We start from the raw sequence: 23,531 nt of genomic DNA on the forward strand, positions 1-23,531 counted from the left end.
GGATCTGTCAGCGTTTGTAGCCGGCTGTCACGAAGGGCAGCCCGGCCTGCGCGGCCGGCAGGCGCTTGCCCCGCACCTCGCCCCAGAGGGGCGCGTCAGCGGGCACGGCCGCGTCGATCAGGGCCAGCGCAACAGGCTGGCCCAGCGAAGGGCCGAACCCGCCCGAGGTGACGATGCCCACCTGCGCGCCGCCATGGGCGCTGTCGAAAACGGGGGTGCCGGCCCGCATCGGCGCACGCCCCTCTGGCAAAAGACCCGTGCGGCGGCGCGGGGCGCCATTGGCAAGCTGGTCGAGGATCACCTCGGCCCCGGGGAAGCCCCCGGCGCGGTCGCCGCCCGCGCGGCGGACCTTCTGGATCGCCCAGCCCTGCCCGGCCTCGACCGGCGAAATTTCTGGTGTCATCTCCTGCCCGTAAAGCGGCAGGCCCGCCTCGAGCCGCAGCGAATCGCGCGCGCCAAGCCCGATAGGCGCCACCCCGTCATCGGACAGAAGCGCGCGGGCGAAAGCCTCGGCCATGTCGGCGGGCACGGAGATTTCGAACCCGTCTTCGCCCGTGTAGCCGGAGCGCGAGAGCCACAGCGCCGCGCCCTGCCATTCGATCACGGCCACGTCCATGAAGCGCATACCCGTGACACCCGGCAGCAGCTCGGCCAGGGCGGCCTCGGCCAGCGGCCCTTGCAGCGCCAGAAGCGCGCGGTCGGTGATCTCCTCGACCCCATCGATATGGGCGCGCAGATGGGCGATATCAGCGTCACGGCAGGCCGCGTTGACGACAAGGAACAGGTCGTCGGCGCGGCGCGCGATCATCAGGTCATCCAGAACGCCGCCCGCCTCGTTGGTGAAGAACGCGTAGCGCTGGCGGCCTTGCGCAAGGCCCAGCACATCCACCGGCACAAGGGTTTCCAGCGCGGCATCGGCGGACAAGGGCAGGCGCAGCTGCCCCATATGGCTGACGTCGAACAGCCCGGCTTTCTCGCGGCACCAAAGGTGCTCGGCCATGACCCCGGCGGCGAATTGCACCGGCATCTCCCACCCGGCGAAGGGCACGAATTTCGCCCCCTGCTCGGCATGGAGCGCCTTGAGCGGCAATTCCGTCAGATCGGCCCCGGTCGCGGTCCCCGTATCGGCCATGTCGCCCCCAATCTCCCCGGGACGCACCCGGCATCGTTTCCCAAGGCGCCGTTGCGCCCGCCCGATGCCCCCTCTGTCCCTTCGCCTGAGATCGTTATCCCTTCGGCGGACGCGGCAATGCGCGCCTCTCTCCAGAGTCTTGGTCCGCAACAGGTCCCTTTGCCTGAGAGTTTACCGGGGCGGTTGCTCCTTCGGCCCTGGCCCCGGTGTTCTGCGGCGCCAGCGTCTCCCTCTCGCGGATGCGGGGCACAATAGCGGGAATGCGCGGCCTCGCAAGGGGCCTTGCACAGACTCGACGCATTGGGCCACAGATACGACCATGTCCGACAGCACCCCTGACCCGTTCTTCTTCGGCTATGGCAGCCTCGTGAACCGCGCGACCCACGATTTCCCCAACGCCGCGAAGGCGCGCGTGACGGGATGGGCGCGGACGTGGAAACGCACGCGGCTGCGCCAGGTGGCGTTTCTGACCGCCATGCGCAAGGACGGGGCCGAGATCGAAGGGTTGATCGCCGCCGTCCCCAGCGCGGACTGGGCGGCGCTGGATGCCCGCGAATACGCCTATGACCGCCACGCGGTCGAGCGCATCGACCATGATCACCCCGCCCCGGTTTCGGTGCAGATCTACGCCACCAAGCCCGAGCATCATACCGACGGGTCCGCGGAACACCCGATCCTTCTCAGCTATCTCGACACGGTGGTGCAGGGCTACCTGCGCGAGTTCGGGGAAGCGGGCGCGCGGCGGTTTTTCGAGACGACGCATGGCTGGGAGGCCCCCGTCTTCGACGACCGGGGAGAGCCGATCTATCCCCGCCACCAAGCGCTTTCGACCGACGAGACCCTCTTCGTGGACGACGCCCTGCGGACCCTCGGCGTACGGCGGCTGACCCGCCTCTAGGCGGGCGGAAAACGGGCGTTTTCCGGGCCGTTTTCCTCGAGGAAAACGGCGCGACGCCCGGCGGGCACGCCGGATTTCACGGGTGACGCCTCCGGTTCCGTGGTGGCGCCGCAAAGGCCTGGCCAAATGCCCGCCATGCCCCCAAGGCGGCCACGAGACGACCTGTGGCTCGGGCCACCCCCCCGCATCGAAACGTTTACCGGGCCCGCAGATTCGTGCCACGCTCTGCCTCAAGGTGTCGCAGAGCACCCCGAGCAGTGCATGAAAACACTGGCCTGGGAGGAGCCGACCATGAACCTGAGACCCGACCCCACGTTCCACGCGACCCCGAAGCTTGCCATGGAGGCGCCGCCGGAAACGCTCGCCTTCACGCTGATGCTCAGTCCCGACGGCTCGCAGCCCGATGGCCTGGCCGTCGTGGATGTCGACCCGTCGTCCAAGACCTACGGGCAGATCGTCCACCAGCTCATCATGCCCAACAAGGGCGACGAGTTTCACCACTTCGGCTGGAACGCCTGTTCCTCGGCGCTCTCACCACTGACAGGTCACGCGTTTCTCGAACGGCGCTATCTCATCATCCCCGGCATCCGTTCCTCGCGGATTTACGTCATCGACGTGAAGGAACCGCTGAAGGCAAAGATCCATAAGATCATCGAACCCGAAGAGGTCTTCGCCAAGACCGGCTATTCCCGCCCGCACACCATCCATTGCGGGCCAGAGGGCATCTACGTGTCCACGCTCGGCGGTGGCGGCGCGGACGGCACCGATGGACCGCCCGGTATCTTCATCATGGATTGCGAGACCTTCGAGATCCTCGGCCGCTACGAGATGGACCGGGGCGAGCAGGACAAGCATTACGATTTCTGGTGGAACCTGCCGCGCGATTACATGGTGAGTTCCGAATGGGGCCTGCCGCCGCAATTCGAGAACGGCATCGTCGCCGAAGACCTGCTGTCGAACAAATACGGCCACAAGATCCATTTCTGGAACCTGCGTGAACGCCGCAACGTGCAGACCATCGACCTCGGGGCCAACCACCAGATGGCGCTGGAAATCCGGCCCGCACACGACCCGGCCAAGGATTACGGGTTCTGCGGCGTCGTCGTCGACACCACCAACCTGCAAGGCGCGATCTTCACGTGGTGGCAAAAGGACGACGGCAGCTTCGAGGCGAAGAAAACGATCACTATCGACCCGCGCCCCGAGAAGGCCGAGAACCTTCCGCCGCTTTTGCAGGGGTTCGAGGCGGTGCCGCCGCTGGTGACCGACATCGACCTCAGCCTCGACGACAAGTACCTTTACGTCGCCTGCTGGGGCCTGGGCGAAATGCACCAATACGATGTCTCGGACCCGATGAACCCCAAGCTCGCCGGCAAGGTCGAGATCGGCGGGATCGCGCGCGGGACGAAACACCCCAACGGCAAGGACTTTGCCTACGGGCCGCAGATGGTCGAGATCAGCCGCGACGGCAAACGCGTCTACTGGACCAACTCGCTCTATTCGACATGGGATGACCAGTTCTATCCGGGGGACGAGGGCGGCCAGATGGTGATGGCCAATGTCGGCGAGGGCGGAGGGCTGGAGCTCGACACCGATTTCTACATCGAGTTCCCGAAAGGCTACCGCAGCCACCAGATCCGCCTAGAGGGGGGTGACTGTTCGACCGACAGCTTCTGTTACCCCTCCGTTTGACGCGTGGAGGGCGTCGATACGGCAACGGCCCTGTGGTGGGCCGTTGTCGCCTCAGGCATCTATCACGGGGTCAATCCCGGCATGGGCTGGCCCCTGGCGGTTTCCGCCGCGTTGATGGATCGCAAGGAGGGGAGCCTCTTCAAGGCGCTTCTGGCGCTGGCGGGGGGGCACCTCCTTGCGATGGCCGCGATCCTGTTTCCCTTCACGGCCCTTCTGTTCCTGGCCGAATGGCAAAGAGAGATCCAGATCGGCGCGGCCTGCCTCGTCATCGCGCTTGGCCTCTACCTTCTGGTCAATCGCCGGCACCCGCGATTCCTCGCCCGGGTGCCGCCGTCGCGGCTTGCGCTGTGGTCTTTCCTCGCAGCGATCGCCCATGGCGCGGGGCTGATGCTGGTGCCGATCTACCTCGGCATCTGCCGAACGATCGAGACCGATGCGGGGCACGCGGCGGCCTCCGAACTCATGACCGGCAACGCCCGTGTCGCCGTGGCGGTCGCGGTGTCGCATACCCTGGCCATGACGGTGTCGGGCGGGGCGATCGCATACGGTGTTTACCATTGGCTCGGCTTGCGCTTCCTGTCGAAAGGCTGGTTCAACCTGGACATCGTATGGGCGCTCAGCCTTGTCCTGGTGGGGGCGATTTCGCTCGTGGTTGTGCACTAGTCGCGCGGTGAAGGATCCGTTTGCGCGCACCGACTGCTTTCTGCGCGCACGCGTCTTCCGGCGGTTACCCCGCCTTCAGGCGGGCGGAAAACTCGAGTTTTCCGGGCCGTTTTCCTCGAGGAAAACGGCGGCGCGCTTGGTGGGTGGAAGGCATTGAGGATTGCGTGTGTAGCACTTCGTCACACGTATCCAGGCGTTCTGTAAATGTCAGCTGTGAACCCGAGTTGTCGAGGCTGCGTTTTGCACCACTGTCCGCTCCTCGCGGCTGCAGCCAAAAACGTGCCAAAATCAAACCGAGTTTCGCCAAGGATTTGTAGCACAATAATCTTCAATGCTCACGAGCACATCATCAACAGCGACTAATACGACCGTTTTTGGCTCATGGGTTCTGTCAGGGGGTTTGTGTCCGGTGTGTGGGACGAAGCCGACTTTGCTCAATGTCGGCTATCGGCTTGCCGGACCGCAAAAGAACTGTATGCTTCAATCATATGACAGAAGCATACATCATTTCTAATCTACTCTCAGCGGCGGCGAACCTGGCCGACGAGTGCATGCTGGATGCGGCCGGATTGGCCTCGCCCGACACTAGGGTGTTGTTGTCTATCAAGGCTCATCCTAGCGCAACGATCCGTCAAATCTCTGAGATTGTTGGGTTGTCGCACTCTGGTGCCGTTCGCGCTGTGGACCGACTCCAAACACGCAGCTTTGTCGAACGTAGAGAAGGCGCAGATCGTCGCAATGTATCTCTTCATGTCACTGAGCTTGGCAGAGAGACCGCGAACGCCTTTCTGGATCAACGGACGGGCGCGATACAGCGTCAGTTGGAGAAGCTCACAGCCGAGGAGCAGCAAGAGCTTGCGGCACTGCTTGCCCGGATGTTGCAAGGCGTGGCAACGGACAGGCCGCAGGCGTGGCGGCTTTGTCGTGACTGCGACCATGACCGGTGCGAGCGATCTGGCTGTCCAATAGGTGGGGCGACTTTGTGATGCAGGTCTATTCCGAACACTTTGCGCAAGGCGATGGCGTTTGGCTGAACACGGCCCATCAGGGCAGACTTCCGAACAGGTCAGCGGATGCGGCGCGCCAGGCGATCACTTGGAAGCAGGACCCGATCAAGCTGACGAGTGAGCGCTTTGCAGGGGTGCCGAACCGGTTGCGGCAGGCAATCTCACGCCTTTTGAATGCACCGCCGGAAGAGATCGTTCTCGCCAATAGCGCGTCCTATGGTCTCCACTTGATCGCCAACGCATTTCCGTGGACCGAAGGCGATGAGATCGTGGTGATGAAGACCGATTTCCCCTCTGACATTCTGCCGTGGCTCAACCTGGAGAAGCGTTACGGCGTTCGAGTCCGACAAGTGACGCCGCAAGGTAGGGTCTTGTCGCCGGATGAACTGCGCGAGGCCATCACGCCCAGAACCAAGTTGTTCTGCACAACATGGGTTCACTCGTTCTCTGGGTTTGGGATTGATCTCGATGCGCTTGGCGAGGCTTGCCGGAGTGCCGGAGTGATTTTCGTTGTGAACGGCTCGCAAGCTATCGGTGCCCGACCAATCAACGTTTCAAACCACCCGATAGACGCGCTTACGACAGTCGGTTTTAAGTGGCTCTGCGGTCCCTATGGCACGGGTTTTTGCTGGTTGTCCCAAACACTCCGAGATCGGCTTGAACGGACGAAAGCCTATTGGCTTTCCGAACTTACCGCCGACGATCTTGCGGGCGACCTTGGGGACCTGAATGTAGGCCCCATCCAGCGCGCATCAGACCTCGACGTTTTTGGTACGGCGAACTTTTTCAACTTCACGGCCTTCACTGAGTCCATTGAACTCCTCCTTGAGATTGGGCTGGAAAGGGTCGAGACACACAATCAAGAACTGATAGAAGCAACTCTCGATGGTGTACAAGGAGCAGGGTTGCAGGCCGTCAGCCCCGTTGAAGCATCACCCGCACGTTCTTCTTTAGCTTTGTTCGCAACTGAGGATGAGAAGAGAATGGAGCTACTTAGGTCCCGTCTGGCCGAAGCGAGGGTACATGTCGCCATGCGCGCCGGGGCGATGCGGATTTCGCCTCATTTCTACAACTCGCAGTCGGATATCGAGCGGGTTGCTTCTTTGATCCGAAATGCAATGGTATGAGCGCAACAAAACCCGTTGAGAAGGCACTTGCAGACATTCGCTGCAATGTGACGAATGAGCAAGTTGGGCTCACAACGGGCCTTCTCCGCACCGCAGGATTTGCCAAAACCCAACCGTTTCTGTCACCGGCGATAACGACCGTTTTTGACCTAGCCCAACATCTAGAGCGGCCATTGGCGCAGATGCAGCGAAAATCGGGAGGGTCCGCAAAGGCAAAGTCCAGCCGGAAATCGCCCCCGCGCAGCCCGTCGACTCCCGTTAAAGACTGGGCTTCTTCTGCAGAAGGCGCATCACGTCGGCCATTTCCGGGCCGCGCTCCAACCCCGTCACCGCCTTGCGCAGCGGCATGAACAGGCCCTTACCCTTGCGGCCGGTCCCTTCCTTCACCGCCGTGGTCCAGGCGGACCAGGTGGTCTCGTCATAGGGCGGCTCGGGCAGCATGGCGAAGGCCTGGGCCACGAACTCGCGGTCCTCGTCGGCGACCAGCGGCGTCGCCCCGTCGCGGAACAGCGCCCACCAGCCGGGCAGGTCGGCGCGGGTCTCGATATTGGCGCGGGCCACGTCCCAGAAGGTCGGGGCGAGGGGGGCGGGCACGCCCAGCGCGGCGATCTCGTCCTTCACCGTGTCGAAGTCCAGCCCATGCAGGTAGCGCGCCGAAAGCGGCCAGATATCGTCCACGTCGAACTTGGTGGGCGCCGAGCCGAATTGGTCAAGGTCGAAACCCTCGGCCAATTCGTCGATGGACCCGGCCAGTTCCACCGGCTGCGAGGACCCGATGCGCGCCATGTGCGACAAGAGCGCCATGGGCTCCATCCCCGCCGCGCGCAGGTCACGCAGGGACAGCGTGCCGAGGCGTTTCGACAGCGCCTCGCCCTGCGGGCCGGTCAGGAGCGAATGATGCGCGAAATTCGGCGCGTCATGGCCAAGCGCCGCCATGATCTGGATCTGCGTCGCGGTGTTGGTCACGTGGTCCGAGCCGCGCACGACATGGGTGATGCCCATGTCGGTGTCATCGACGACCGAGGCGATGGTATAAAGCACCTGACCATCCGCGCGGATCAGCACCGGGTCCGACACGCTGGCCGCGTCGATGGAGAGCGGGCCGAGGATGCCGTCGTCCCACTCGATCCGCTCGTGATCGAGCTTGAAGCGCCAGACGCCGGCGCCACGCTCGGCGCGCAGCTTGGCCTTTTCCTCGTCGCTGAGCCTCAAGGCGGCGCGGTCATAGACCGGCGGCTGGCCCATGTTCAGTTGCTTCTTGCGCTTGAGGTCCAGTTCCGTCGGCGTCTCCCACGCCTCGTAGAACCGGCCCTTTTCGCGCAGCTCGTCCGCGGCGGCGGCGTAGCGGTCGAGGCGGTCGGACTGACGTTCCAGCCGGTCCCAGGTCAGGCCCAGCCATTCGAGGTCTTCCTGGATCGCGTCGGCATATTCGGGCTTGGAGCGTTCCGGGTCTGTATCGTCGAGGCGCAGGATGAAGGTCCCGCCCGCCTTTTTCGCGATCAGGAAGTTGAACAGCGCGGTGCGCAGGTTGCCGACATGGATGTAGCCGGTGGGCGATGGCGCAAAGCGGGTGACGGTCATCTCGGGGCCTCGTGTTGGAACGCTGCGTCCTCTTTCACATGCGCGCGGCAAAGTCCATAAGTCGGGCATGAGCGAGGGGTCGGATATCGCCGATTGGCAGGCGCCCGGGCTGGGCGAGATCGCGGCGCTGGCGCTGGCCACGATCGACGCGCTGCCCGAGGTCTATGCGGGGGCGGCGCGCGCGGTCGTGCTGCGGGTCGAGGAGTTCGCGCCCGAGGACATGCTGCGCGAGATGGAGATGGAGAGCCCGTTCGAGTTGACGGGCCTCTATGACGGCATCCCGCTCACGGAAAAATCGGTGATGGATCAGCCGATGGGGCCGGACACGATCTGGCTGTTCCGGCGTCCGATCCTGGATGAGTGGGCGGATCGGGGGAACGTGACCCTCGGCGAGCTGGTCGGCCATGTGCTGGTGCACGAGTTGGCGCATCATTTCGGCTGGTCCGACGCGGATATCGCCCGCGTCGATCCATGGTGGGAATAGGCCAGAGGGGTTTCGCAGCGCGTGCCGCGCGTCGACCGGGGAAGCGCCGGGCAGGGCATCGAGCCCTGCCCGGCGCTGGCGCGCTATCGCGCGCGATGCATATTTGAGGGATAAAGATGGGGCGGGTCGGGGCTTTGCCTTGTCCGCCCGCGCCCTTGTCAGGCGAGTTTCGCGGTCAGCTCCACCTGGCGCTTGGCCTGGTGACGGATGGCAGCCTTGATCTTGTCGTTCACGTCCCCGGCCTGGGTCGAGACGCCGTAGGGGTTACCGCCAGCCTCGAACAAAACCGGGTCGGTATAGCCCGGAACGGTGAGGATCGCGCCCCAGTGCATCACGGTGGTGTAGAGCGATTGCAGGGTGGTTTCCTGCCCGCCATGCACGTTTTGGGCCGAGGTCATGGCGCTGACCGTCTTGTTGGCGAGCTTGCCTTCCATCCAGAGGGGCCCAAGCGTGTCGATGAAGGCGCGCAGCTGGCTGGCCACGACGCCATACCGGGTGGGCGCGGAAAACAGGTAGCCGTCGGCCCATTCCATGTCGGCATGGGTGACCTCGGGGATGTCGGCGGTTTTCTCGGCCTGCGCCGCCCAGGCATCCTGACCCGCCACGACCTCGGCCGGTGCGGTTTCGGGGACGCGCAGCAGGCGCACCTCGGCCCCGGCCTCGCGCGCGGCCTCGGCGGCGATTTCGGCCATCTGGTGGTTGGTGCCGTAGGTCGAGTAGTAGATGACGGCGAGTTTCGGTGTGGACATGGGATACCTCCTGTCACGCGTGTGTTTCGTGAGACAGGAGGTGTTGCCGCGGCGCGGCACGCTCAACTCCACGCCTGCGCAGATGCCCTGTGACGGACTGCACAGTGCGAGCGGTATCGTTGTGCGACAGGCGGCGATCTAGATGCGGTCGCCCCTGGACATGCGGTCGAGAAACGCCTCGGCGCTGTCGAGCGTGGCCTGACGCTTTTCGTCCGACATGCGCGACCAGGTGCGATACATCTGCGCCATGCGGGGGTTCTTGCCGAAGCGGTCGCGGTGGCGATGCAGGAAGGCCCAGAAGAGGTAGTTGAAAGGGCAGGCCTTTTCGCCCGTCTTGGTGGCCACGTCATAGGCGCAGCCCTTGCAGTAGTTCGACATCTTGTTGATGTAATTGCCGCCCGAGACATAAGGTTTCGAGCCGACGATGCCGCCATCGGCGAACTGGCTCATGCCGATCACGTTCGGGGCCTCGACCCATTCATAGGCATCGGCATAGACGGCGAGATACCATTCATGCACCTCGTGCGGGTCGATCCCTGCGAGGAGCGCGAAATTGCCCGTCACCATCAGGCGCTGGATGTGGTGGGCATAGGCCTCGTCCCGTGTCTGTTCGACCGCCTTGGCGACGCAGAGCATGTCGGTTTGCGCATCCCAGTAGAAACCGGGCAGCTTGCGCTGGTGGTTGAGCCAGTTCCTGCGGGTGTAATCCGGGCCTTCGCGGAAATGGATGCCGCGCATGTATTCGCGCCAGCCGATGATCTGGCGGATGAAGCCCTCGACCGCGTTCAGCGGTGCGTCGCCGTTCTTGTAGGCGTCTTCCGCGGCTTCGCAGATCTCCTGCCACGTCAGCAGGCCCGCGTTCAGGTACATCGAGATGACCGAGTGGTAGAGGAACCGGTTCTCGACCAGCATGGCGTCCTGGTAGTCGCCGAAATCGGGCAGCGCGTTGCGAATGAAATGCGAGAGCGCCTGCCGCGCCTGTCCCCGGTCGGTGGCGAACCAGAAGGGACGGAGGGTGCCGAAATTATTGTCGAAGCGGCGCTCGACGAGGTCCAGCACCTCCTCGACCGTGTCGTCGGGGGTGAACTGCATCGGCCCGCCGAAAGTGATCTTGTCGGGCGCGGGTTTGCGGTTGTTGTGGTCGTAGTTCCACTTGCCGCCCTCGGGCTTGTCGCCGTCCATCAGGAGGCCGGTCTTGCGCCGCATCTCGCGGTAAAACCACTCCATCCGCAGGTCCTTGCGCCCCTCGGCCCACTCCTCGAACTCCGTGTGGGAGGCGAGGAAGCGCGTGTCGGGAAACTGGTGGACGGGGATGGGACACTCTTCCAACGCGGCGATCAGGCGGAACTCGCCCGGTTCCGTGGCCAACACTTCCTTGGCGCCGGTGTCTTCGGCACGGCGGAGAAGCTCGCCGGGGATGGAGCCGGTGTTGCCGGCGTCGTCCAGACGCGTGTAGCGCACCTGCCAGCCGTCCTCGCGCAGTTGCGCCGCGAATTTGCGCATGGCGGCGAAGAGAAAGGCGATCTTCTTGGGGTGGTGCGGGACGTAAGAGGCTTCGTCCGCGACCTCGGCCATCACGACCACGTCGCGGGATTTGTCCGCCTCGGCCAGGGCGGACAACTCGGGCGAAAGTTGATCGCCGAGGACGAGGATCAGGCGGGGTGTGTCGCTCACCAGACGATCTCCTTGCCGGAGTAGTCGTAGAACCCGCCGGACTGGTCGCCGGTCAGCCGCTCCATCACGTCGCAGAGGTTGCGCGCGGCCTCCTCGGGGGCGAGCTTGCCGTGCTTGGGGTCGTAGCCTTCGGTGAAGGGCGTGGCGACCGTGCCGGGGTGCAGCGCGGCCACGATCGCGTCGCGGTGGGTGCGTTTCAACTCGATGGCGGCGCCGTGCACGATCTGGTTCAGCGCCGCCTTGGAGGCACGGTAGGAATGCCAGCCGCCGATACGGTTGTCGCCGATGGAGCCGACACGGGCGGTCAGAACGCCGGTGACCGAGCGGCCCTGGTTCGGCAGAAGCCGTGGCAGGTATGACAGCAGATGCGCCACACCGATGGTGTTGACGGCGAAGGTGCGGGCCATCTGCGCGGGGTCGATGGCCGAAAGTTGCTTTTCGGGGAACGCGCCCTCGGGCGCGAGGATGCCGACCGAAACGAAGACCGTCTGGAACGGCCCCTCCAGCCCGCCCATCACGCGCTCGACCGAGGCCGGGTCGGTCACGTCCAATCCATCCTCGGCGCGCGACAGCGCTGTGACATTGCCACCACGGGCGCGCATTTCATCCACCATCGCGCGGCCGATCCCGCCCGAGGCACCTATTACAAGAGCATCAATCATGGCTGGTCAGGTAAGGCGGCGGGCGGGCACGTCCAGTGGCCCGGCAGGTCAAATGCGTTGACCTTCATTTGGGGTTTTCAACGGCGGCGGGATGCGTATTCTCCGGCCCCATGACCACGCAGGCCCATATCACGACCCTCGCCGCCCCCCGCGCGCGGCTTGCCCTGCTTGGCCTGCTTCTCCTTAGCCGCCTCTGAGCGTGCCATTCGGCGCGACCGCTCAGGGGAGGGACAGCGCCGGAGAAACGCACTCAGCTAAGGAATTTCCGAAATGACCGACAAGAACCGTGTCCTGATCTTCGACACCACCCTGCGCGACGGCGAACAATCGCCCGGCGCGACCATGAGCCATGACGAGAAGCTGGAGATCGCCGCCCTGCTCGACGAGATGGGCGTCGATATCATCGAAGCCGGCTTTCCCATCGCCTCCGAAGGCGATTTCGCCGCCGTCTCCGAGATCGCCGGGCTGGCCAAGAGCGCCACGATCTGCGGCCTCGCACGGGCGAATTTCAAGGATATCGACCGCTGCTGGGACGCGGTGAAACACGCCAAGTCCCCGCGCATCCACACCTTTATCGGCACATCGCCGCAGCACCGGGCCATCCCGAACCTGACGATGGACGAGATGGCCGATCGCATCCATGAGACGGTCACCCATGCCCGCAACCTCTGCGACAACGTGCAATGGTCGCCGATGGATGCCACGCGGACCGAGTGGGATTACCTGTGCCGCGTGGTCGAGATCGCGATCAAGGCAGGGGCCACCACGATCAATATCCCCGACACGGTGGGCTATACCGCCCCGCGCGAAAGCGCCGACCTGATCCGGCGTCTGATCGCCGAGGTGCCCGGTGCGGACGAAGTGGTGTTCGCCACCCATTGCCATAACGACCTGGGCATGGCGACGGCCAACGCGCTGGCGGCGGTCGAGGGCGGCGCACGGCAGATCGAGTGCACGATCAACGGCCTGGGCGAGCGCGCGGGCAACACCGCGCTGGAAGAGGTCGTGATGGCGATGCGCGTGCGCAATGACATTATGCCGTTCACCACCGGCATCGACACCACCAAGATCATGCATATCTCGCGCCGGGTCTCGACGGTGTCGGGCTTCAACGTGCAGCCGAACAAGGCCATCGTCGGCAAGAACGCTTTTGCCCATGAGTCCGGCATCCACCAGGACGGGATGCTGAAATCCTCCGACACGTTCGAGATCATGCGCCCCGAGGATGTGGGGCTGGCTGGCACCTCGCTGCCCCTGGGCAAGCATTCGGGCCGCGCCGCGCTGCGCGCGAAGCTGAAGGACCTTGGCTTCGACATGGTGGACAATCAACTCAACGACCTGTTCGTGCGGTTCAAGGCGCTGGCCGACCGCAAGAAAGAGGTCTTTGACGACGATCTGATCGCGCTGGTCACCGATGCCGCCGCCGCCGACCAGGCCGATCATCTCGAGTTGAAGTTCCTGCGCGTGATCTGCGGCACCGAAGCGCCGCAATCGGCCGACCTGACCTTGCGCGTGGGCAGCGAGGACAAGCAGGTGACCGCGACGGGCGACGGGCCCGTGGACGCCGCCTTCAACGCGGTCAAGGCGCTTTACCCGACCGAGGCGCGGTTGCAGGTCTACCAGGTGCATGCGGTGACCGAAGGCACCGATGCGCAGGCCACCGTTTCGGTCCGGCTGGAAGAGGACGGCCGTATCGCAACGGGCCAATCCGCCGACACGGACACGGTGGTGGCCAGCGTCAAGGCTTATGTCAACGCGCTCAACCGCCTGAAGGTGCGGCGCGAAAAGCTGGGCTCGGACGTCAAGGAAGTCTCCTACAAGGACGTCGGCTAAGGCCGGGAGCCGAAAAACTCGAGTTTTTCGGGCAGGAAAACTCGAGTTTTCCTGCGCTTCCCTGTCGGCGCCCGTTCTGCCGGGAACGGCGAAAACGCGCTGATTCCGCGCGCCACGCCCCCTTGCCGCGCAGGGGGCACGGCGTCTATATGCGACTCTCTATCGGGCGTCCTGCAGACTCAGGGCGCCCGCTTTGAATGAAGTAAGGCAGGATTCTCATGGTCGGCTTGTTGGGCAATCTCTTTTCGTCGGACATGGCGATCGACCTCGGGACGGCGAATACGCTGGTCTACGTCAAGGGGCGCGGCGTCATCCTGAACGAACCGTCGGTCGTGGCCTACCAGGTCAAGGACGGCGTGAAGAAGGCGCTTGCCTTTGGCGAGGATGCCAAGCTGATGCTGGGCCGCACGCCCGGATCCATCCAGGCCATCCGCCCGATGCGCGACGGGGTCATCGCCGACTTCGACGTGGCCGAAGAGATGATCAAGCACTTCATCCGCAAGGTTCACAAGCGCACCACCTTCACCAAGCCCAAGATCATCGTCTGCGTCCCCCATGGCGCGACCCCGGTGGAAAAACGCGCGATCCGCCAGTCGGTTCTGGGCGCGGGCGCGCGCAAGGCCGGCCTGATCGCCGAACCCATCGCGGCGGCCATCGGCGCGGGCATGCCGATTACCGATCCGACCGGCTCCATGGTCGTCGATATCGGCGGCGGCACCACCGAGGTGGCCGTGCTGTCGCTGGCCGATATCGTCTATGCCCGCTCGGTCCGCGTCGGCGGCGACCGCATGGACGAGGCGATCATCAGCTACCTGCGCCGCCAGCATAACCTGCTGATCGGCGAGGCGACGGCCGAACGCATCAAGACCTCGATCGGCACGGCGCGCATGCCCGATGACGGGCGCGGCGCGTCCATGCGCATCCGGGGCCGCGACCTGCTGAACGGCGTGCCCAAGGAAACCGAGATCAGCCAGGCCCAGGTGGCCGAAGCGCTGGCCGAACCCGTGCAGCAGATCTGCGAGGCGGTGATGGGCGCGCTCGAAGCGACCCCGCCCGACCTTGCCGCAGACATCGTGGACCGCGGCGTCATGCTGACGGGCGGCGGCGCGCTCCTGGGCGAGTTGGACCTTGCCCTGCGCGAGCAGACCGGCCTTGCCATCTCGGTCGCCGACGAAAGCCTGAACTGCGTTGCACTGGGCACCGGCAAGGCGCTGGAGTATGAAAAACTCCTGCGTCACGCCATCGACTACGACAGCTGACCCCCTTGCCCCTGGCCCGCACCCCAAGGTGCGTCTGAAGGAGCGCCATGGCACGCGAACGGTATGACAGCTACGGCAGGCCCGTCCGTCGCCTCGTGCTGGCGGTGCTGATCCTGTTCCTGATCGCCCTGATCCTCGTCTGGCGCATCGACAACCCGCGCGTGGAACGCATGCGCGCCGCCATCGCCGACCGGGTCGTGCCGAACATGGAATGGGCGATGGGGCCGGTGACCGGCCTCGGCCGGATGCTGGACGATTTCCAGAGCTACTCGCGCCTTTTCGAGCAGAACCAGGAATTGCGGCGCGAGTTGCAGCAGATGCGCGCCTGGCGCGAGGCGGCGCTGCAACTGGAGCAGGAAAACGCGCGCCTTCTGGACCTGAACCGCGTGCAACTGAACCCGGAACTGACCTTCATCACCGGGATCGTGCTGGCCGACAGCGGCAGCCCGTTCCGACGCTCGGTCCTGCTGAACGTGGGCGCGCGTGACGGCATCCTCGATGGCTGGGCCACGATGGACGGGCTTGGCGTGGTCGGGCGAATCTCGGGCGTGGGCGAGCGCACCGCGCGGGTCCTTCTGCTGACCGATTCCAACAGCCGCATCCCCGTCACCATCCAGCCCTCGGGGCAGCAGGCGCTTCTGATGGGCGACAATTCGCAAACGCCGATGCTGGAATTCGTGGAGGCGCCCGAAGATATCAGCGCCGGCGACCGGATCATCACCTCGGGCGATGGCGGGCTGTTTCCACCGGGCCTTTTGGTGGGGCAGGTCGTCGTCACATCGGATCGGCGATTGCGCGCCCGATTGGCCGCAGACCTCGCGCGCCTGCGCTTTCTGCGCGTGATGCGCAGCCACCCCGGAACCGCGCTGGACGACCCCGGCGACCTGATCGGCCCGCCCTGGCCCCTGCCCGGCAGCGAACCCGCCGAAGACGAGACCATCATCGAAGATGCGGGTATGCCCGGCGCGGAGGCCGCCGAACTGGCGCCCGAGGAGGGCGAGCCGTGAGCGCGCCCACCTCGGCCAGCCATATCTGGACCTACCGATTTGTTTTCATTGCGCTTTGCGGTGCAATCATCATCGCGCGGCTGTTGCCGCTGGGACTGGCCGACGCGGGCCTGCCCGGGCCGGATCTGCTGGTCGCGCTGACCTTCGCATGGCTGATCCGGCAACCCGCCGTCGTGCCCATCGTGTCGATCCTGATCGTCTTCCTGATCGCCGATTTCCTGCTGCAACGCCCACCCGGCCTGTGGACGCTGATGGTGGTCATCGGATCGGAATACCTGCGCCGCCGACGCCTGCAGATGACCGAGTTTCCATTCCTCGTGGAATGGTCGGCCATCGGGGGCACGATCTTTGCCATGGTGCTGATCGAACGCCTGATCCTGTGGGTCCTGTTCGTCGATCTCGCGCCGCTCGGCCTGACGCTGGCTCACGCAATCGTCACCATCGCGATCTACCCGCTTGTCGTCGCCGTCTCGAAATACCTTTTCCGATTGCGTAAACTCGGCCCTGCCGAGCTTGAACCGCTCTGACCGGCAAAGGCCCCCGCCCGATGAAGCGCACCCAAGGTGAAATCGAACAAAGCAGCCGTGGAATCGGCCGCCGCAGCCTTGTGCTGGGGGGCTTGTTCGTGGCCACGGGCGGCGTTCTGGCGGCGCGCATGCGGTATCTGCAGGTCGAACGCGCCGATGATTTCCGCCTGCTGGCCGAGGAGAACCGGATCAACATCCGTCTGCTTCCGCCCGCGCGCGGCCTGATCTTCGACCGCTCTGGCGTGCTCTTGGCCGGGAACGAACAGAACTACCGCATCACCGTGGTGCGCGAGGATGCGGGCGACGTGGATGCCGTTCTGGCAGAACTCGGCCGGATCGTGAACCTCGACCTCGTGGCGCTGGAACGCGCGCGCGAGGAAATCAACCGCCGCCCACCCTTCGTGCCCGTGACCGTGGCTGACCGCCTGAGCTGGGAAGAGCTGTCGTCTGTCGCGGTAAACGCCCCCGCCCTGCCCGGCGTGAACCCCGAGGTGGGCCTGAGCCGCGTCTACCCGATGGGCGCGGATTTCGCCCATGTCGTGGGCTATGTCGGCCCGGTCAGCGACTATTACCTCGAACAGACAGGCGACACCGACCCCGTCCTGCAAATCCCCGATTTCCAGGTCGGGCGCTACAATGTCGAAGCGCGGATGGAACAGACCCTGCGCGGCAGCGCCGGGTCCCGCCGGGTCGAGGTGAATGCCGGTGGCCGCGTCATGCGAGAGCTTGACCGGGACCCCGCCGAACCGGGATCGGATGTTCAACTGACCATCGATGCCGGGCTGCAGAATTACGTCGAGGCGCGCCTGACGGGCGAAAGCGCGGGGGCTGTCGTGATGGGATGCGACACGGGCGAAGTGCTCGCCATGGCCTCGGCCCCCACCTTCGACCCCAACCTCTTCGTGCGCGGCATCTCGACCACCCAGTGGCGCGGCCTGAACGAAGACCCGTATCGCCCGCTGGCCAACAAGGCGACGCAGGGCCTCTACCCACCCGGCTCCACCTACAAGATGATCGTCGCGCTGGCCGCGCTTGAGGCCGGGGTCATCACGCCGGACGAGACGATCTCCTGCAGCGGCTTCGTCGAGGTCGGCAACCGCCGGTTCCACTGCTGGCGCCGGGGCGGGCATGGCCGCATGGACATGGTCCAAAGCCTCGGCCAAAGCTGCGACGTCTATTACTACGAGCTTGCCCAGCGCGTCGGGATCGAGGCGATCTCGGCCATGGCGGTCCGCCTGGGGTGCGGGGTGCGCCACGACCTGCCGCTTTCCGGGATCGCCGAGGGGCTTGCCCCCACGATGGAATGGAAGCGCGTCAACCGCGGCGCCGACTGGGTGGTCGGCGACACGCTGAACGCCTCCATCGGGCAGGGGTATGTCCTGTCGTCGCCGCTGCACCTTGCCGTCATGACCGCACGCATCGCGTCCGGCCGCGCCATCGCCCCGACCCTCGTGCGCTCGATCGACGGCCTGCCCGAGGCCGCCACCCCGGCCCCCGACCTCGGAATCGACCCGGCGCATCTGGCCGTCGTCCATCGCGGCATGTGGGCCGTGAACAACGACAGGCGCGGCACGGCCTTTCGCAGCCGGGTGATGGACGATGCCTACGCCGTCTCGGGCAAGACCGGCACAAGCCAGGTGCGCAACATCACCGCCGCCGAGCGCGAAGCGGGCGTGATCCGCAACGAGGACCTGCCCTGGGAACGGCGCGACCACGCCCTCTATGTCGGCTACGCCCCGGTCGAGGCGCCGCGCTATGCGGTCTCGGTCGTGGTCGAGCATGGCGGCGGCGGGTCTTCCGTAGCCGCCCCGATCGCACGCGACATCCTGCTGCGCGCGCAGGTGGGCGACGTGCCCCCGCCCGAGCTTTACCCCGTAGGCCAGCGCCGCGAGATCGAAGAGATGCACCGGCGCCTGCCGATCCTGCCCGAGCCGCCCCAACCCTCGGGCCGCGAAGCGCGCCGCCCCGGTCGTGACGGGCGGGACCGCGCATGAGTTTTCTCGAATACAACGTCAAATCGACCCCGACAGGGTGGCGCAAGGCGCTGCACCTGAACTGGGCGCTGGTCCTGCTGCTGACAGCGGTGGCCAGCGTCGGCTTCCTGATGCTCTACTCGGTCGCCGGCGGCTCCATGTCGCCCTGGGCCGAACCGCAGATGCAGCGTTTCGGCCTCGGCCTTGTGGCGATGTTCGTGATCGCCATGGTGCCGGTCTGGTTCTGGCGCAACACGTCCGGCGTGGCCTTCGGGCTGTCGATCCTGCTGCTTCTCTACGTGGAGTTCTTCGGCTCGGTCGGGATGGGTGCACAGCGCTGGATCGACCTTGGCTTCATGCGCCTGCAACCCTCCGAGCTGACCAAGATCACCCTGGTGATGATCCTTGCCGCCTATTACGACTGGCTCGATCTCGACAAGGTCTCGCGCCCTCTCTACGTCGCGCTCCCGGTGCTGCTGATCCTCGTGCCCACCTATCTGACCCTGCGCCAGCCCGACCTCGGCACCGCGCTCCTGCTGATGATGGGGGGCGGGGCCGTGATGTTCATCGCGGGCGTGCACTGGGCCTATTTCGCCGCCGTGATTGGCGCGGGCGTGGGCGCGGTCAGCGCGGTCTTCGCCTCGCGCGGGACGTCGTGGCAACTCTTGCAGGATTACCAGTATCGCCGCATCGACACGTTTCTCGATCCCACCTCGGACCCGCTCGGCGCGGGCTATCACATCACGCAATCCCAGATCGCGCTCGGGTCGGGCGGCTGGACGGGGCGCGGCTTCATGCAGGGCACCCAGTCGCGGCTGAATTTCCTGCCCGAGAAACACACCGACTTCATCTTCACCACGCTGGCCGAGGAATTCGGCTTCGTCGGCGCGGCCTCGCTGCTGGTGCTCTACATCCTCATCCTCGCCTTCTGCATCGTGACGGCGATCACGGCGCGCGACCGGTTTTCCTCGCTTCTGGTGATGGGGATCGCGGTGGCCTTCTTCCTCTATTTCGCGATCAACATGGCGATGGTCATGGGCCTCGCGCCGGTCGTAGGCGTCCCCCTGCCCCTGGTCAGCTACGGCGGCTCGGCCATGCTGGTGCTGATGGCCGCGTTCGGCCTTGTGCAGTCGGCCCACGTGCATCGCCCTCGCTAGACCCGGCCGCCCCACGCTGCTAGCCCTTCGGCCAAGACCTGCCAGAAGGAGCGCCCGCACCATGACAAATCTTCCCGTCATCCTCTTCGCCGCCAAGCCGCAACGCTGGGGACAGTACGAGGCCCCTCTGCGCGCCGCGCTGGCCGATGCGGGCCTCGGCGACGCTACCCTGGTGACCGAGGCCGCGCCCGAGACGGTGGATTACATCGTCTATGCCCCGAACAGCGACGTGCAGGATTTCACGCCTTACACGCGGCTCAAAGCCGTGCTGAACCTCTGGGCAGGGGTCGAGGACGTGGTCCACAACAAAACCCTGCGCGTGCCGCTGGCCCGCATGGTCGATGACGGGCTGACCGAGGGGATGGTCGAATGGGTCACCGGCCATGTCCTGCGCCATCACCTCGGGATGGATGCGCATATTCACGGGCAGGACGGTGTCTGGCGGGCCGGCATCGTGCCGCCGCTCGCCCGGGATCGCCGCGTCGGGGTGCTCGGCCTCGGCGCCCTCGGCTCGGCCTGCGCCAAGGCGCTGCATGGCCTGAACTTCGACGTCACCGGCTGGTCGCGCAGCCCCAAGAGCATCGACGGCACCACCACCACCCATGGCGAAGACGGGCTGGCCGACACCCTCGCGCGGTCCGAAATCCTCGTCCTGCTCCTCCCCGACACCCCGGGCACGCAGAATATCCTGAATGCCAGGACGCTGGCGCTGATGCCCAAGGGCGCGATGATCGTGAACCCCGGTCGAGGGCCGCTCATCGACGACGACGCCCTCCTCGCCGCGCTCGACAGCGGGCAGATCGGCCATGCCACGCTGGACGTTTTCCGAACCGAACCGCTGCCGCCCGCGCATCCCTTCTGGGCGCATCCCAGCGTCACCGTCACGCCCCATATCGCGTCGGAAACCCGCCCCGGGTCGGCCTCCCGCGTCATCGTCGAGAATATCCGCCGCGGCGAAGACGGCCTGCCCTTCCTGCACCTCGTCGACCGCGATCTCGGCTACTGATCCAAATCTTTATCCCGCAAATATGCCCGCGCGAAGCGCGACAGCGCGGGAAGGGGGTCAAGACCCCTTTCCGCGCTTCCCCGGGCGACGTCGAAGACGGCGCAATCCCTCGGGGCTTCAGCGCAAGCGTGGCGGCTTGTCGGGATCCATCCCCGGGTTCGCGCCCGCATTGACCTCGGGTTTCGGCGCCTCGGGCAGGTCGAAGCGCAGGCCCATCCGCGCAAACCGCGCGCAAACCGGGTCGGACGGGCGGAAAAATCCCACGTCCAGCACCCCGGCCTCCAGCCCCGAAAACGTCAGCGTCTCGCCCACCGCGCGGGCCAGCGACGGCTCCGCCCCCGGCAGCGGCTCGACGAAGGCCAGCAGGTGCGAGCGGCGCCCGTCGCCATAGCTCACGGCGACCAGGTAGGCCATCCGCGCCAACCCCTCGGCCGATGCCAGCCGGGCGTCCAGCGCCGACAGCAGGCGGTCCGGCAAACCGGCGGGGGCCGAAATCTCTTCCGGGCGTTCCTCGACCTCTTCCGGGCGGTTGGCCAGGGTCTCGGCCAGCCACGACAGGGCCGAGGCCTCCAGCACCATCTCGGACGGCGCATCGAGGTTGACGGCCAGGCCCAAACCCTGCCCCGCCAGCATCCCGGCCAGAACCCTCCCGGACAGCGCGGCATAGGGCGCTGCCGCCCCGGCGAACCCCGACAGCCGTTCCTCGCGATCGAAGGCGACGACCAGTTGCGCATCCGCCGTCGGAAAGATGCGCGGCCGGATCGTGTTGCCCTGCGCCTCGTCCTCCAGCAGCAGGAACAGTTCCGAGGCCGCCAGCCGGTCGTAATAGCCAAGCCGCGCGGTATCGTCCTCGGGCGTGGCCTGCATCGCGGCGAACGCCTCGTCCAACGGGGTCGTCATCTCAACACCTCCTGCACCCGGTCGCGCAGGACCGGCAAAAGCTCGGCCTCGAACCAGGGGTTTTTCTTCAGCCACGCGGTATTGCGCCAGGACGGGTGCGGCAAGGGAAAGACCGCGGGCGCATGGTCGCGCCAGCCCGCGACCCGCTCGGTCACGCTCAACCGCCCGCCCATGTGCCAGCCTTGCGCATAGCCCCCGATCAGCAGCGTCAGCTCGAACCCCTCCAGCACCGCCATTGCTCGCGCGCGCCAGGTCTCGGCGCAGACCTTGGGCGGCGGCAGGTCGCTGCCCTTCGCGTCATAGCCCGGAAAGCAGAAGGCCATGGGCACGATGGCAACGCGCGACCGGTCGTAGAACGTCGCCTCGTCCACGCCCATCCAGTCGCGCAGGCGTTTGCCCGACTGGTCCCAGAACGGCGTATTGGCGTGGTGCACCCGCATCCCCGGCGCCTGGCTTGCGATCAAGATCCGCGCACCGGGCTGGAACCACAGGACCGGGTTCGGGCGATGCGCCGTGGCGGTCGCGGCGAAGCGCTCCGCGCAGATCCGGCAGGCCGACAGGTCGCTGTGCAATCTCTCGAAGTCCATGGGGCGGAGCTAGGCCATCAGCGGCCCAAGGAAAAGGACTCGACATAGATCAATGTTTCTATATTTATAGAATCATGAAACAAGAACCTCTCTCCCTATCAGACCTCACCCTCGCCGCGACGGCCTTCGCCGCACTCGGCTCCGAGGCGCGCCTTGCCATTCTGCGCCGCCTTGTTCGCGCCGGCCCGGCGGGCCTGCCGATCGGGCAGTTGGGCGAGGATGTGGGCGTCACCGGTTCGGTCCTGACGCATCACCTGAAACAACTCGTCTCTGCCGGGCTGGTCAGCCAGCAACGGGAGGGGCGCCGCATCCTGTGTTCCGTCGATCATGCCCGGGTCCAGGACCTCTCCGAATTTCTTATCCACGAATGCTGCGCCGATATGGGCGGGCATTCCGCACAGGACACGCCGCGATGACTGATCTCTCCGCGTCCCTCCGCCCCATCGGCTCGGCCTGGGCCAAACTCGACAAGGTGCTGCTGACCGGCATCGCCATCGTGCTGATCCAGTTCGCCTTCGACCGCACGGCGGTGCCCGCGACCCTTGTCGAGATGCTCGACCATTTCTGGGGCACCCTGCCCTTCATCCTCTTCGCCGTCGCCGCAATCGCGGTGATGAAGGCCAGCGGCTCCGAACGCCTGCTCGATGGGGCCTTTCACGGACGCGAGGGGCGGATGATCTTCCTGGGCGCGCTGGTGGGGGGGCTGTCGCCCTTCTGTTCCTGCCAGGTGATCCCTTTCGTCGCTGCGCTTCTGGCGGCGGGCGCGCCGCTCTCGGCGGTCATGGCCTTCTGGTTGGCGTCTCCGCTCATGGACCCGGCGATGTTCGCGATCACCGCGGGCGGCATCAGCCCGGAATTCGCAATCGGCAAAACCGTTGCCGCCGTCCTGCTGGGCCTGACCGGTGGCCTCACCGTGAAGCTGATGGCGAATACCGCGCTCTTCGCGGACCCTCTCAAGGCGCAACCCTCGGTCGGCGGCTGTTGCTCGGCCAAGAAACTCACGCTGAACTGGCGCTTCTGGCAAGAGGCCGACCGCCGGCAGATCTTCGGCTCGGCGGCATGGGACAACCTTGTTTTCCTCGGCAAGTGGCTGCTCTTTGCCTACCTGCTGCAAGCGCTGCTGATCCGCTATGTCCCCGCAGACCTGATCGCGACCGTGATCGGCGGCGACGGCATCGGGCCGGTGGTTCTGGCCGCACTGGTGGGAGCGCCCGCTTACCTCAACGGGTACGCCGCCGTGCCGCTGATCTCGGGGTTGCTGGAACAGGGGATGAGCCCCGGCGCCGCAATGGCCTTCGTGATCGCGGGCGGCGTCAGCTGCATCCCGGCGGCCGTGGCGGTCTGGGCGCTGGTCAAGCCGCGTGTCTTCGCCGCCTATCTCGGCTTTGCCTTCTTCGGCGCGATCCTCGCCGGGCTGGCCTGGGGCGCCTACGTCTGACGCCATACGCACCCCACGCCCTGGCCCAACATGTGCCGCCCTGTCGCATCATTGTGACAGGGCGGCCACGGCGCAGAATGGCGATTGATTCTCAATAAGTCTAAAAATCTATCAGTTTTGTATCGGTCTCGACATGATGCCGCCTAATTGCCGATTTACCCCTGTCCCGACCCAA

At 65.7% G+C, this 23,531-nt stretch carries 22 protein-coding genes and 1 riboswitch; of the genes, 15 read left to right on the forward strand and 7 right to left on the reverse strand.

Going from position 1 to position 23,531, the window contains the following annotated elements:
- Positions 1 to 7: 7 nt before the first annotated feature.
- Positions 8 to 1,132 (reverse strand): glycine cleavage system aminomethyltransferase GcvT, encoded by a 1,125-nt coding sequence (gene gcvT / locus ABD923_RS13490; RefSeq protein WP_259549762.1) that lies wholly within the window; start codon positions 1,130 to 1,132, stop codon positions 8 to 10.
- 141 nt (positions 1,133 to 1,273) lie between these two features.
- Positions 1,274 to 1,374, reverse strand: a riboswitch (glycine riboswitch).
- Positions 1,375 to 1,451: 77 nt separating this feature from the next.
- On the opposite strand from gcvT, the gene ABD923_RS13495 reads away from it, so the two are divergent.
- The 5 genes from ABD923_RS13495 to ABD923_RS13515 all read left to right on the forward strand — a co-directional run bounded on the left by ABD923_RS13495 (position 1,452) and on the right by ABD923_RS13515 (position 6,519).
- Positions 1,452 to 2,030, forward strand: coding sequence for a gamma-glutamylcyclotransferase family protein (locus tag ABD923_RS13495; RefSeq protein WP_259549761.1), 579 nt, complete (start codon positions 1,452 to 1,454; stop codon positions 2,028 to 2,030).
- Between the two features lie 291 nt (positions 2,031 to 2,321).
- Positions 2,322 to 3,722, forward strand: coding sequence for a selenium-binding family protein (locus ABD923_RS13500; RefSeq protein ID WP_259549760.1), 1,401 nt, complete (start codon positions 2,322 to 2,324; stop codon positions 3,720 to 3,722).
- Between the two features lie 3 nt (positions 3,723 to 3,725).
- Positions 3,726 to 4,385, forward strand: coding sequence for a hypothetical protein (locus ABD923_RS13505; RefSeq protein WP_259549759.1), 660 nt, complete (start codon positions 3,726 to 3,728; stop codon positions 4,383 to 4,385).
- 488 nt (positions 4,386 to 4,873) lie between these two features.
- On the forward strand, positions 4,874 to 5,371 hold the full coding sequence (locus ABD923_RS13510; protein ID WP_345229509.1) for a MarR family winged helix-turn-helix transcriptional regulator: 498 nt from the start codon (positions 4,874 to 4,876) through the stop codon (positions 5,369 to 5,371).
- Positions 5,371 to 6,519: an aminotransferase class V-fold PLP-dependent enzyme gene (locus ABD923_RS13515; RefSeq protein ID WP_259549758.1), complete on the forward strand. Its 1,149-nt coding sequence runs from the start codon at positions 5,371 to 5,373 to the stop codon at positions 6,517 to 6,519. Before ABD923_RS13510 ends, ABD923_RS13515 begins: the two co-directional genes overlap by 1 nt.
- 258 nt (positions 6,520 to 6,777) lie before the next feature.
- Here ABD923_RS13515 and gltX read toward each other — a convergent pair whose 3' ends face one another.
- Positions 6,778 to 8,100 (reverse strand): glutamate--tRNA ligase, encoded by a 1,323-nt coding sequence (gene gltX, locus ABD923_RS13520; protein WP_259549757.1) that lies wholly within the window; start codon positions 8,098 to 8,100, stop codon positions 6,778 to 6,780.
- Between the two features lie 67 nt (positions 8,101 to 8,167).
- On the opposite strand from gltX, the gene ABD923_RS13525 reads away from it, so the two are divergent.
- A complete protein-coding gene (locus ABD923_RS13525; protein ID WP_259549755.1) occupies positions 8,168 to 8,584 on the forward strand; it encodes a metallopeptidase family protein in 417 nt (138 codons plus the stop codon).
- Between the two features lie 158 nt (positions 8,585 to 8,742).
- On the opposite strand, the gene wrbA is transcribed toward ABD923_RS13525, so the two are convergent.
- The 3 genes from wrbA to ABD923_RS13540 all read right to left on the reverse strand — a co-directional run bounded on the left by wrbA (position 8,743) and on the right by ABD923_RS13540 (position 11,669).
- Positions 8,743 to 9,333 carry an NAD(P)H:quinone oxidoreductase gene (gene wrbA, locus ABD923_RS13530; protein WP_259549754.1) on the reverse strand — a complete coding sequence of 197 codons (591 nt, stop codon included), beginning with the start codon at positions 9,331 to 9,333 and terminating at the stop codon, positions 8,743 to 8,745.
- Between the two features lie 138 nt (positions 9,334 to 9,471).
- Positions 9,472 to 11,007 (reverse strand): cryptochrome/photolyase family protein, encoded by a 1,536-nt coding sequence (locus ABD923_RS13535; protein WP_259549753.1) that lies wholly within the window; start codon positions 11,005 to 11,007, stop codon positions 9,472 to 9,474.
- The gene (locus ABD923_RS13540; RefSeq protein ID WP_259549752.1) at positions 11,004 to 11,669 is read right to left on the reverse strand and encodes an SDR family NAD(P)-dependent oxidoreductase; all 666 of its coding nucleotides are present in this window, start codon (positions 11,667 to 11,669) and stop codon (positions 11,004 to 11,006) included. The genes ABD923_RS13535 and ABD923_RS13540 overlap by 4 nt, the downstream gene beginning before the upstream one ends.
- A gap of 270 nt (positions 11,670 to 11,939) precedes the next feature.
- Between ABD923_RS13540 and ABD923_RS13545 the strand changes: the two genes are divergently transcribed.
- From ABD923_RS13545 to ABD923_RS13575, 7 genes are all read left to right on the forward strand, one after another.
- Positions 11,940 to 13,502, forward strand: coding sequence for a 2-isopropylmalate synthase (locus tag ABD923_RS13545; RefSeq protein ID WP_259549751.1), 1,563 nt, complete (start codon positions 11,940 to 11,942; stop codon positions 13,500 to 13,502).
- A 218-nt stretch (positions 13,503 to 13,720) separates the two neighbouring features.
- Positions 13,721 to 14,761, forward strand: coding sequence for a rod shape-determining protein (locus ABD923_RS13550; RefSeq protein WP_222191605.1), 1,041 nt, complete (start codon positions 13,721 to 13,723; stop codon positions 14,759 to 14,761).
- Between the two features lie 47 nt (positions 14,762 to 14,808).
- On the forward strand, positions 14,809 to 15,768 hold the full coding sequence (gene mreC, locus ABD923_RS13555; RefSeq protein WP_259549749.1) for a rod shape-determining protein MreC: 960 nt from the start codon (positions 14,809 to 14,811) through the stop codon (positions 15,766 to 15,768).
- Complete coding sequence (locus ABD923_RS13560) at positions 15,765 to 16,295, forward strand: rod shape-determining protein MreD (protein WP_259549748.1); 531 nt, start codon at positions 15,765 to 15,767, stop codon at positions 16,293 to 16,295. Before mreC ends, ABD923_RS13560 begins: the two co-directional genes overlap by 4 nt.
- Before the next feature lie 20 nt (positions 16,296 to 16,315).
- A complete protein-coding gene (gene mrdA / locus ABD923_RS13565; RefSeq protein ID WP_259549747.1) occupies positions 16,316 to 18,289 on the forward strand; it encodes a penicillin-binding protein 2 in 1,974 nt (657 codons plus the stop codon).
- Positions 18,286 to 19,425: a rod shape-determining protein RodA gene (rodA, locus tag ABD923_RS13570; protein ID WP_259549746.1), complete on the forward strand. Its 1,140-nt coding sequence runs from the start codon at positions 18,286 to 18,288 to the stop codon at positions 19,423 to 19,425. The genes mrdA and rodA overlap by 4 nt, the downstream gene beginning before the upstream one ends.
- A gap of 61 nt (positions 19,426 to 19,486) precedes the next feature.
- Positions 19,487 to 20,431 carry a 2-hydroxyacid dehydrogenase gene (locus ABD923_RS13575; RefSeq protein WP_259549745.1) on the forward strand — a complete coding sequence of 315 codons (945 nt, stop codon included), beginning with the start codon at positions 19,487 to 19,489 and terminating at the stop codon, positions 20,429 to 20,431.
- A 117-nt stretch (positions 20,432 to 20,548) separates the two neighbouring features.
- Here the strand turns inward: ABD923_RS13575 and ABD923_RS13580 are convergent, their stop codons facing one another.
- Positions 20,549 to 21,331 carry an SseB family protein gene (locus ABD923_RS13580; protein ID WP_259549744.1) on the reverse strand — a complete coding sequence of 261 codons (783 nt, stop codon included), beginning with the start codon at positions 21,329 to 21,331 and terminating at the stop codon, positions 20,549 to 20,551.
- Positions 21,328 to 21,918, reverse strand: coding sequence for a uracil-DNA glycosylase family protein (locus ABD923_RS13585; RefSeq protein ID WP_259549743.1), 591 nt, complete (start codon positions 21,916 to 21,918; stop codon positions 21,328 to 21,330). Before ABD923_RS13585 ends, ABD923_RS13580 begins: the two co-directional genes overlap by 4 nt.
- A 74-nt stretch (positions 21,919 to 21,992) precedes the next feature.
- Here ABD923_RS13585 and ABD923_RS13590 point away from each other — a divergent pair, with 74 nt between their 5' ends.
- Positions 21,993 to 22,334, forward strand: a complete 342-nt coding sequence (locus ABD923_RS13590) for an ArsR/SmtB family transcription factor (RefSeq protein ID WP_259549742.1) — start codon at positions 21,993 to 21,995, stop codon at positions 22,332 to 22,334.
- Entirely contained in the window at positions 22,331 to 23,356 is a 1,026-nt protein-coding gene (locus tag ABD923_RS13595) for a permease (RefSeq protein WP_259549741.1), read from the forward strand. Before ABD923_RS13590 ends, ABD923_RS13595 begins: the two co-directional genes overlap by 4 nt.
- The last annotated feature ends 175 nt before the right edge of the window (positions 23,357 to 23,531 follow it).

This window comes from [Roseibacterium] beibuensis (assembly GCF_039542305.1).
GTDB lineage: Bacteria > Pseudomonadota > Alphaproteobacteria > Rhodobacterales > Rhodobacteraceae > Roseibacterium > Roseibacterium beibuensis.

Bases quoted from the DNA above. Each gene is read 5' to 3' on its own strand.
- gcvT (WP_259549762.1), bottom strand. From the start codon at position 1,132: ATGGCCGATACGGGGACCGCGACCGGGGCCGATCTGACGGAATTGCCG.
- ABD923_RS13495 (WP_259549761.1), top strand. From the start codon at position 1,452: ATGTCCGACAGCACCCCTGACCCGTTCTTCTTCGGCTATGGCAGCCTC.
- ABD923_RS13500 (WP_259549760.1), top strand. From the start codon at position 2,322: ATGAACCTGAGACCCGACCCCACGTTCCACGCGACCCCGAAGCTTGCC.
- ABD923_RS13510 (WP_345229509.1), top strand. From the start codon at position 4,874: ATGACAGAAGCATACATCATTTCTAATCTACTCTCAGCGGCGGCGAAC.
- ABD923_RS13515 (WP_259549758.1), top strand. From the start codon at position 5,371: ATGCAGGTCTATTCCGAACACTTTGCGCAAGGCGATGGCGTTTGGCTG.
- gltX (WP_259549757.1), bottom strand. From the start codon at position 8,100: ATGACCGTCACCCGCTTTGCGCCATCGCCCACCGGCTACATCCATGTC.
- ABD923_RS13525 (WP_259549755.1), top strand. From the start codon at position 8,168: ATGAGCGAGGGGTCGGATATCGCCGATTGGCAGGCGCCCGGGCTGGGC.
- wrbA (WP_259549754.1), bottom strand. From the start codon at position 9,333: ATGTCCACACCGAAACTCGCCGTCATCTACTACTCGACCTACGGCACC.
- ABD923_RS13540 (WP_259549752.1), bottom strand. From the start codon at position 11,669: ATGATTGATGCTCTTGTAATAGGTGCCTCGGGCGGGATCGGCCGCGCG.
- ABD923_RS13545 (WP_259549751.1), top strand. From the start codon at position 11,940: ATGACCGACAAGAACCGTGTCCTGATCTTCGACACCACCCTGCGCGAC.
- ABD923_RS13550 (WP_222191605.1), top strand. From the start codon at position 13,721: ATGGTCGGCTTGTTGGGCAATCTCTTTTCGTCGGACATGGCGATCGAC.
- mreC (WP_259549749.1), top strand. From the start codon at position 14,809: ATGGCACGCGAACGGTATGACAGCTACGGCAGGCCCGTCCGTCGCCTC.
- mrdA (WP_259549747.1), top strand. From the start codon at position 16,316: ATGAAGCGCACCCAAGGTGAAATCGAACAAAGCAGCCGTGGAATCGGC.
- rodA (WP_259549746.1), top strand. From the start codon at position 18,286: ATGAGTTTTCTCGAATACAACGTCAAATCGACCCCGACAGGGTGGCGC.
- ABD923_RS13575 (WP_259549745.1), top strand. From the start codon at position 19,487: ATGACAAATCTTCCCGTCATCCTCTTCGCCGCCAAGCCGCAACGCTGG.
- ABD923_RS13580 (WP_259549744.1), bottom strand. From the start codon at position 21,331: ATGACGACCCCGTTGGACGAGGCGTTCGCCGCGATGCAGGCCACGCCC.
- ABD923_RS13585 (WP_259549743.1), bottom strand. From the start codon at position 21,918: ATGGACTTCGAGAGATTGCACAGCGACCTGTCGGCCTGCCGGATCTGC.
- ABD923_RS13590 (WP_259549742.1), top strand. From the start codon at position 21,993: ATGAAACAAGAACCTCTCTCCCTATCAGACCTCACCCTCGCCGCGACG.
- ABD923_RS13595 (WP_259549741.1), top strand. From the start codon at position 22,331: ATGACTGATCTCTCCGCGTCCCTCCGCCCCATCGGCTCGGCCTGGGCC.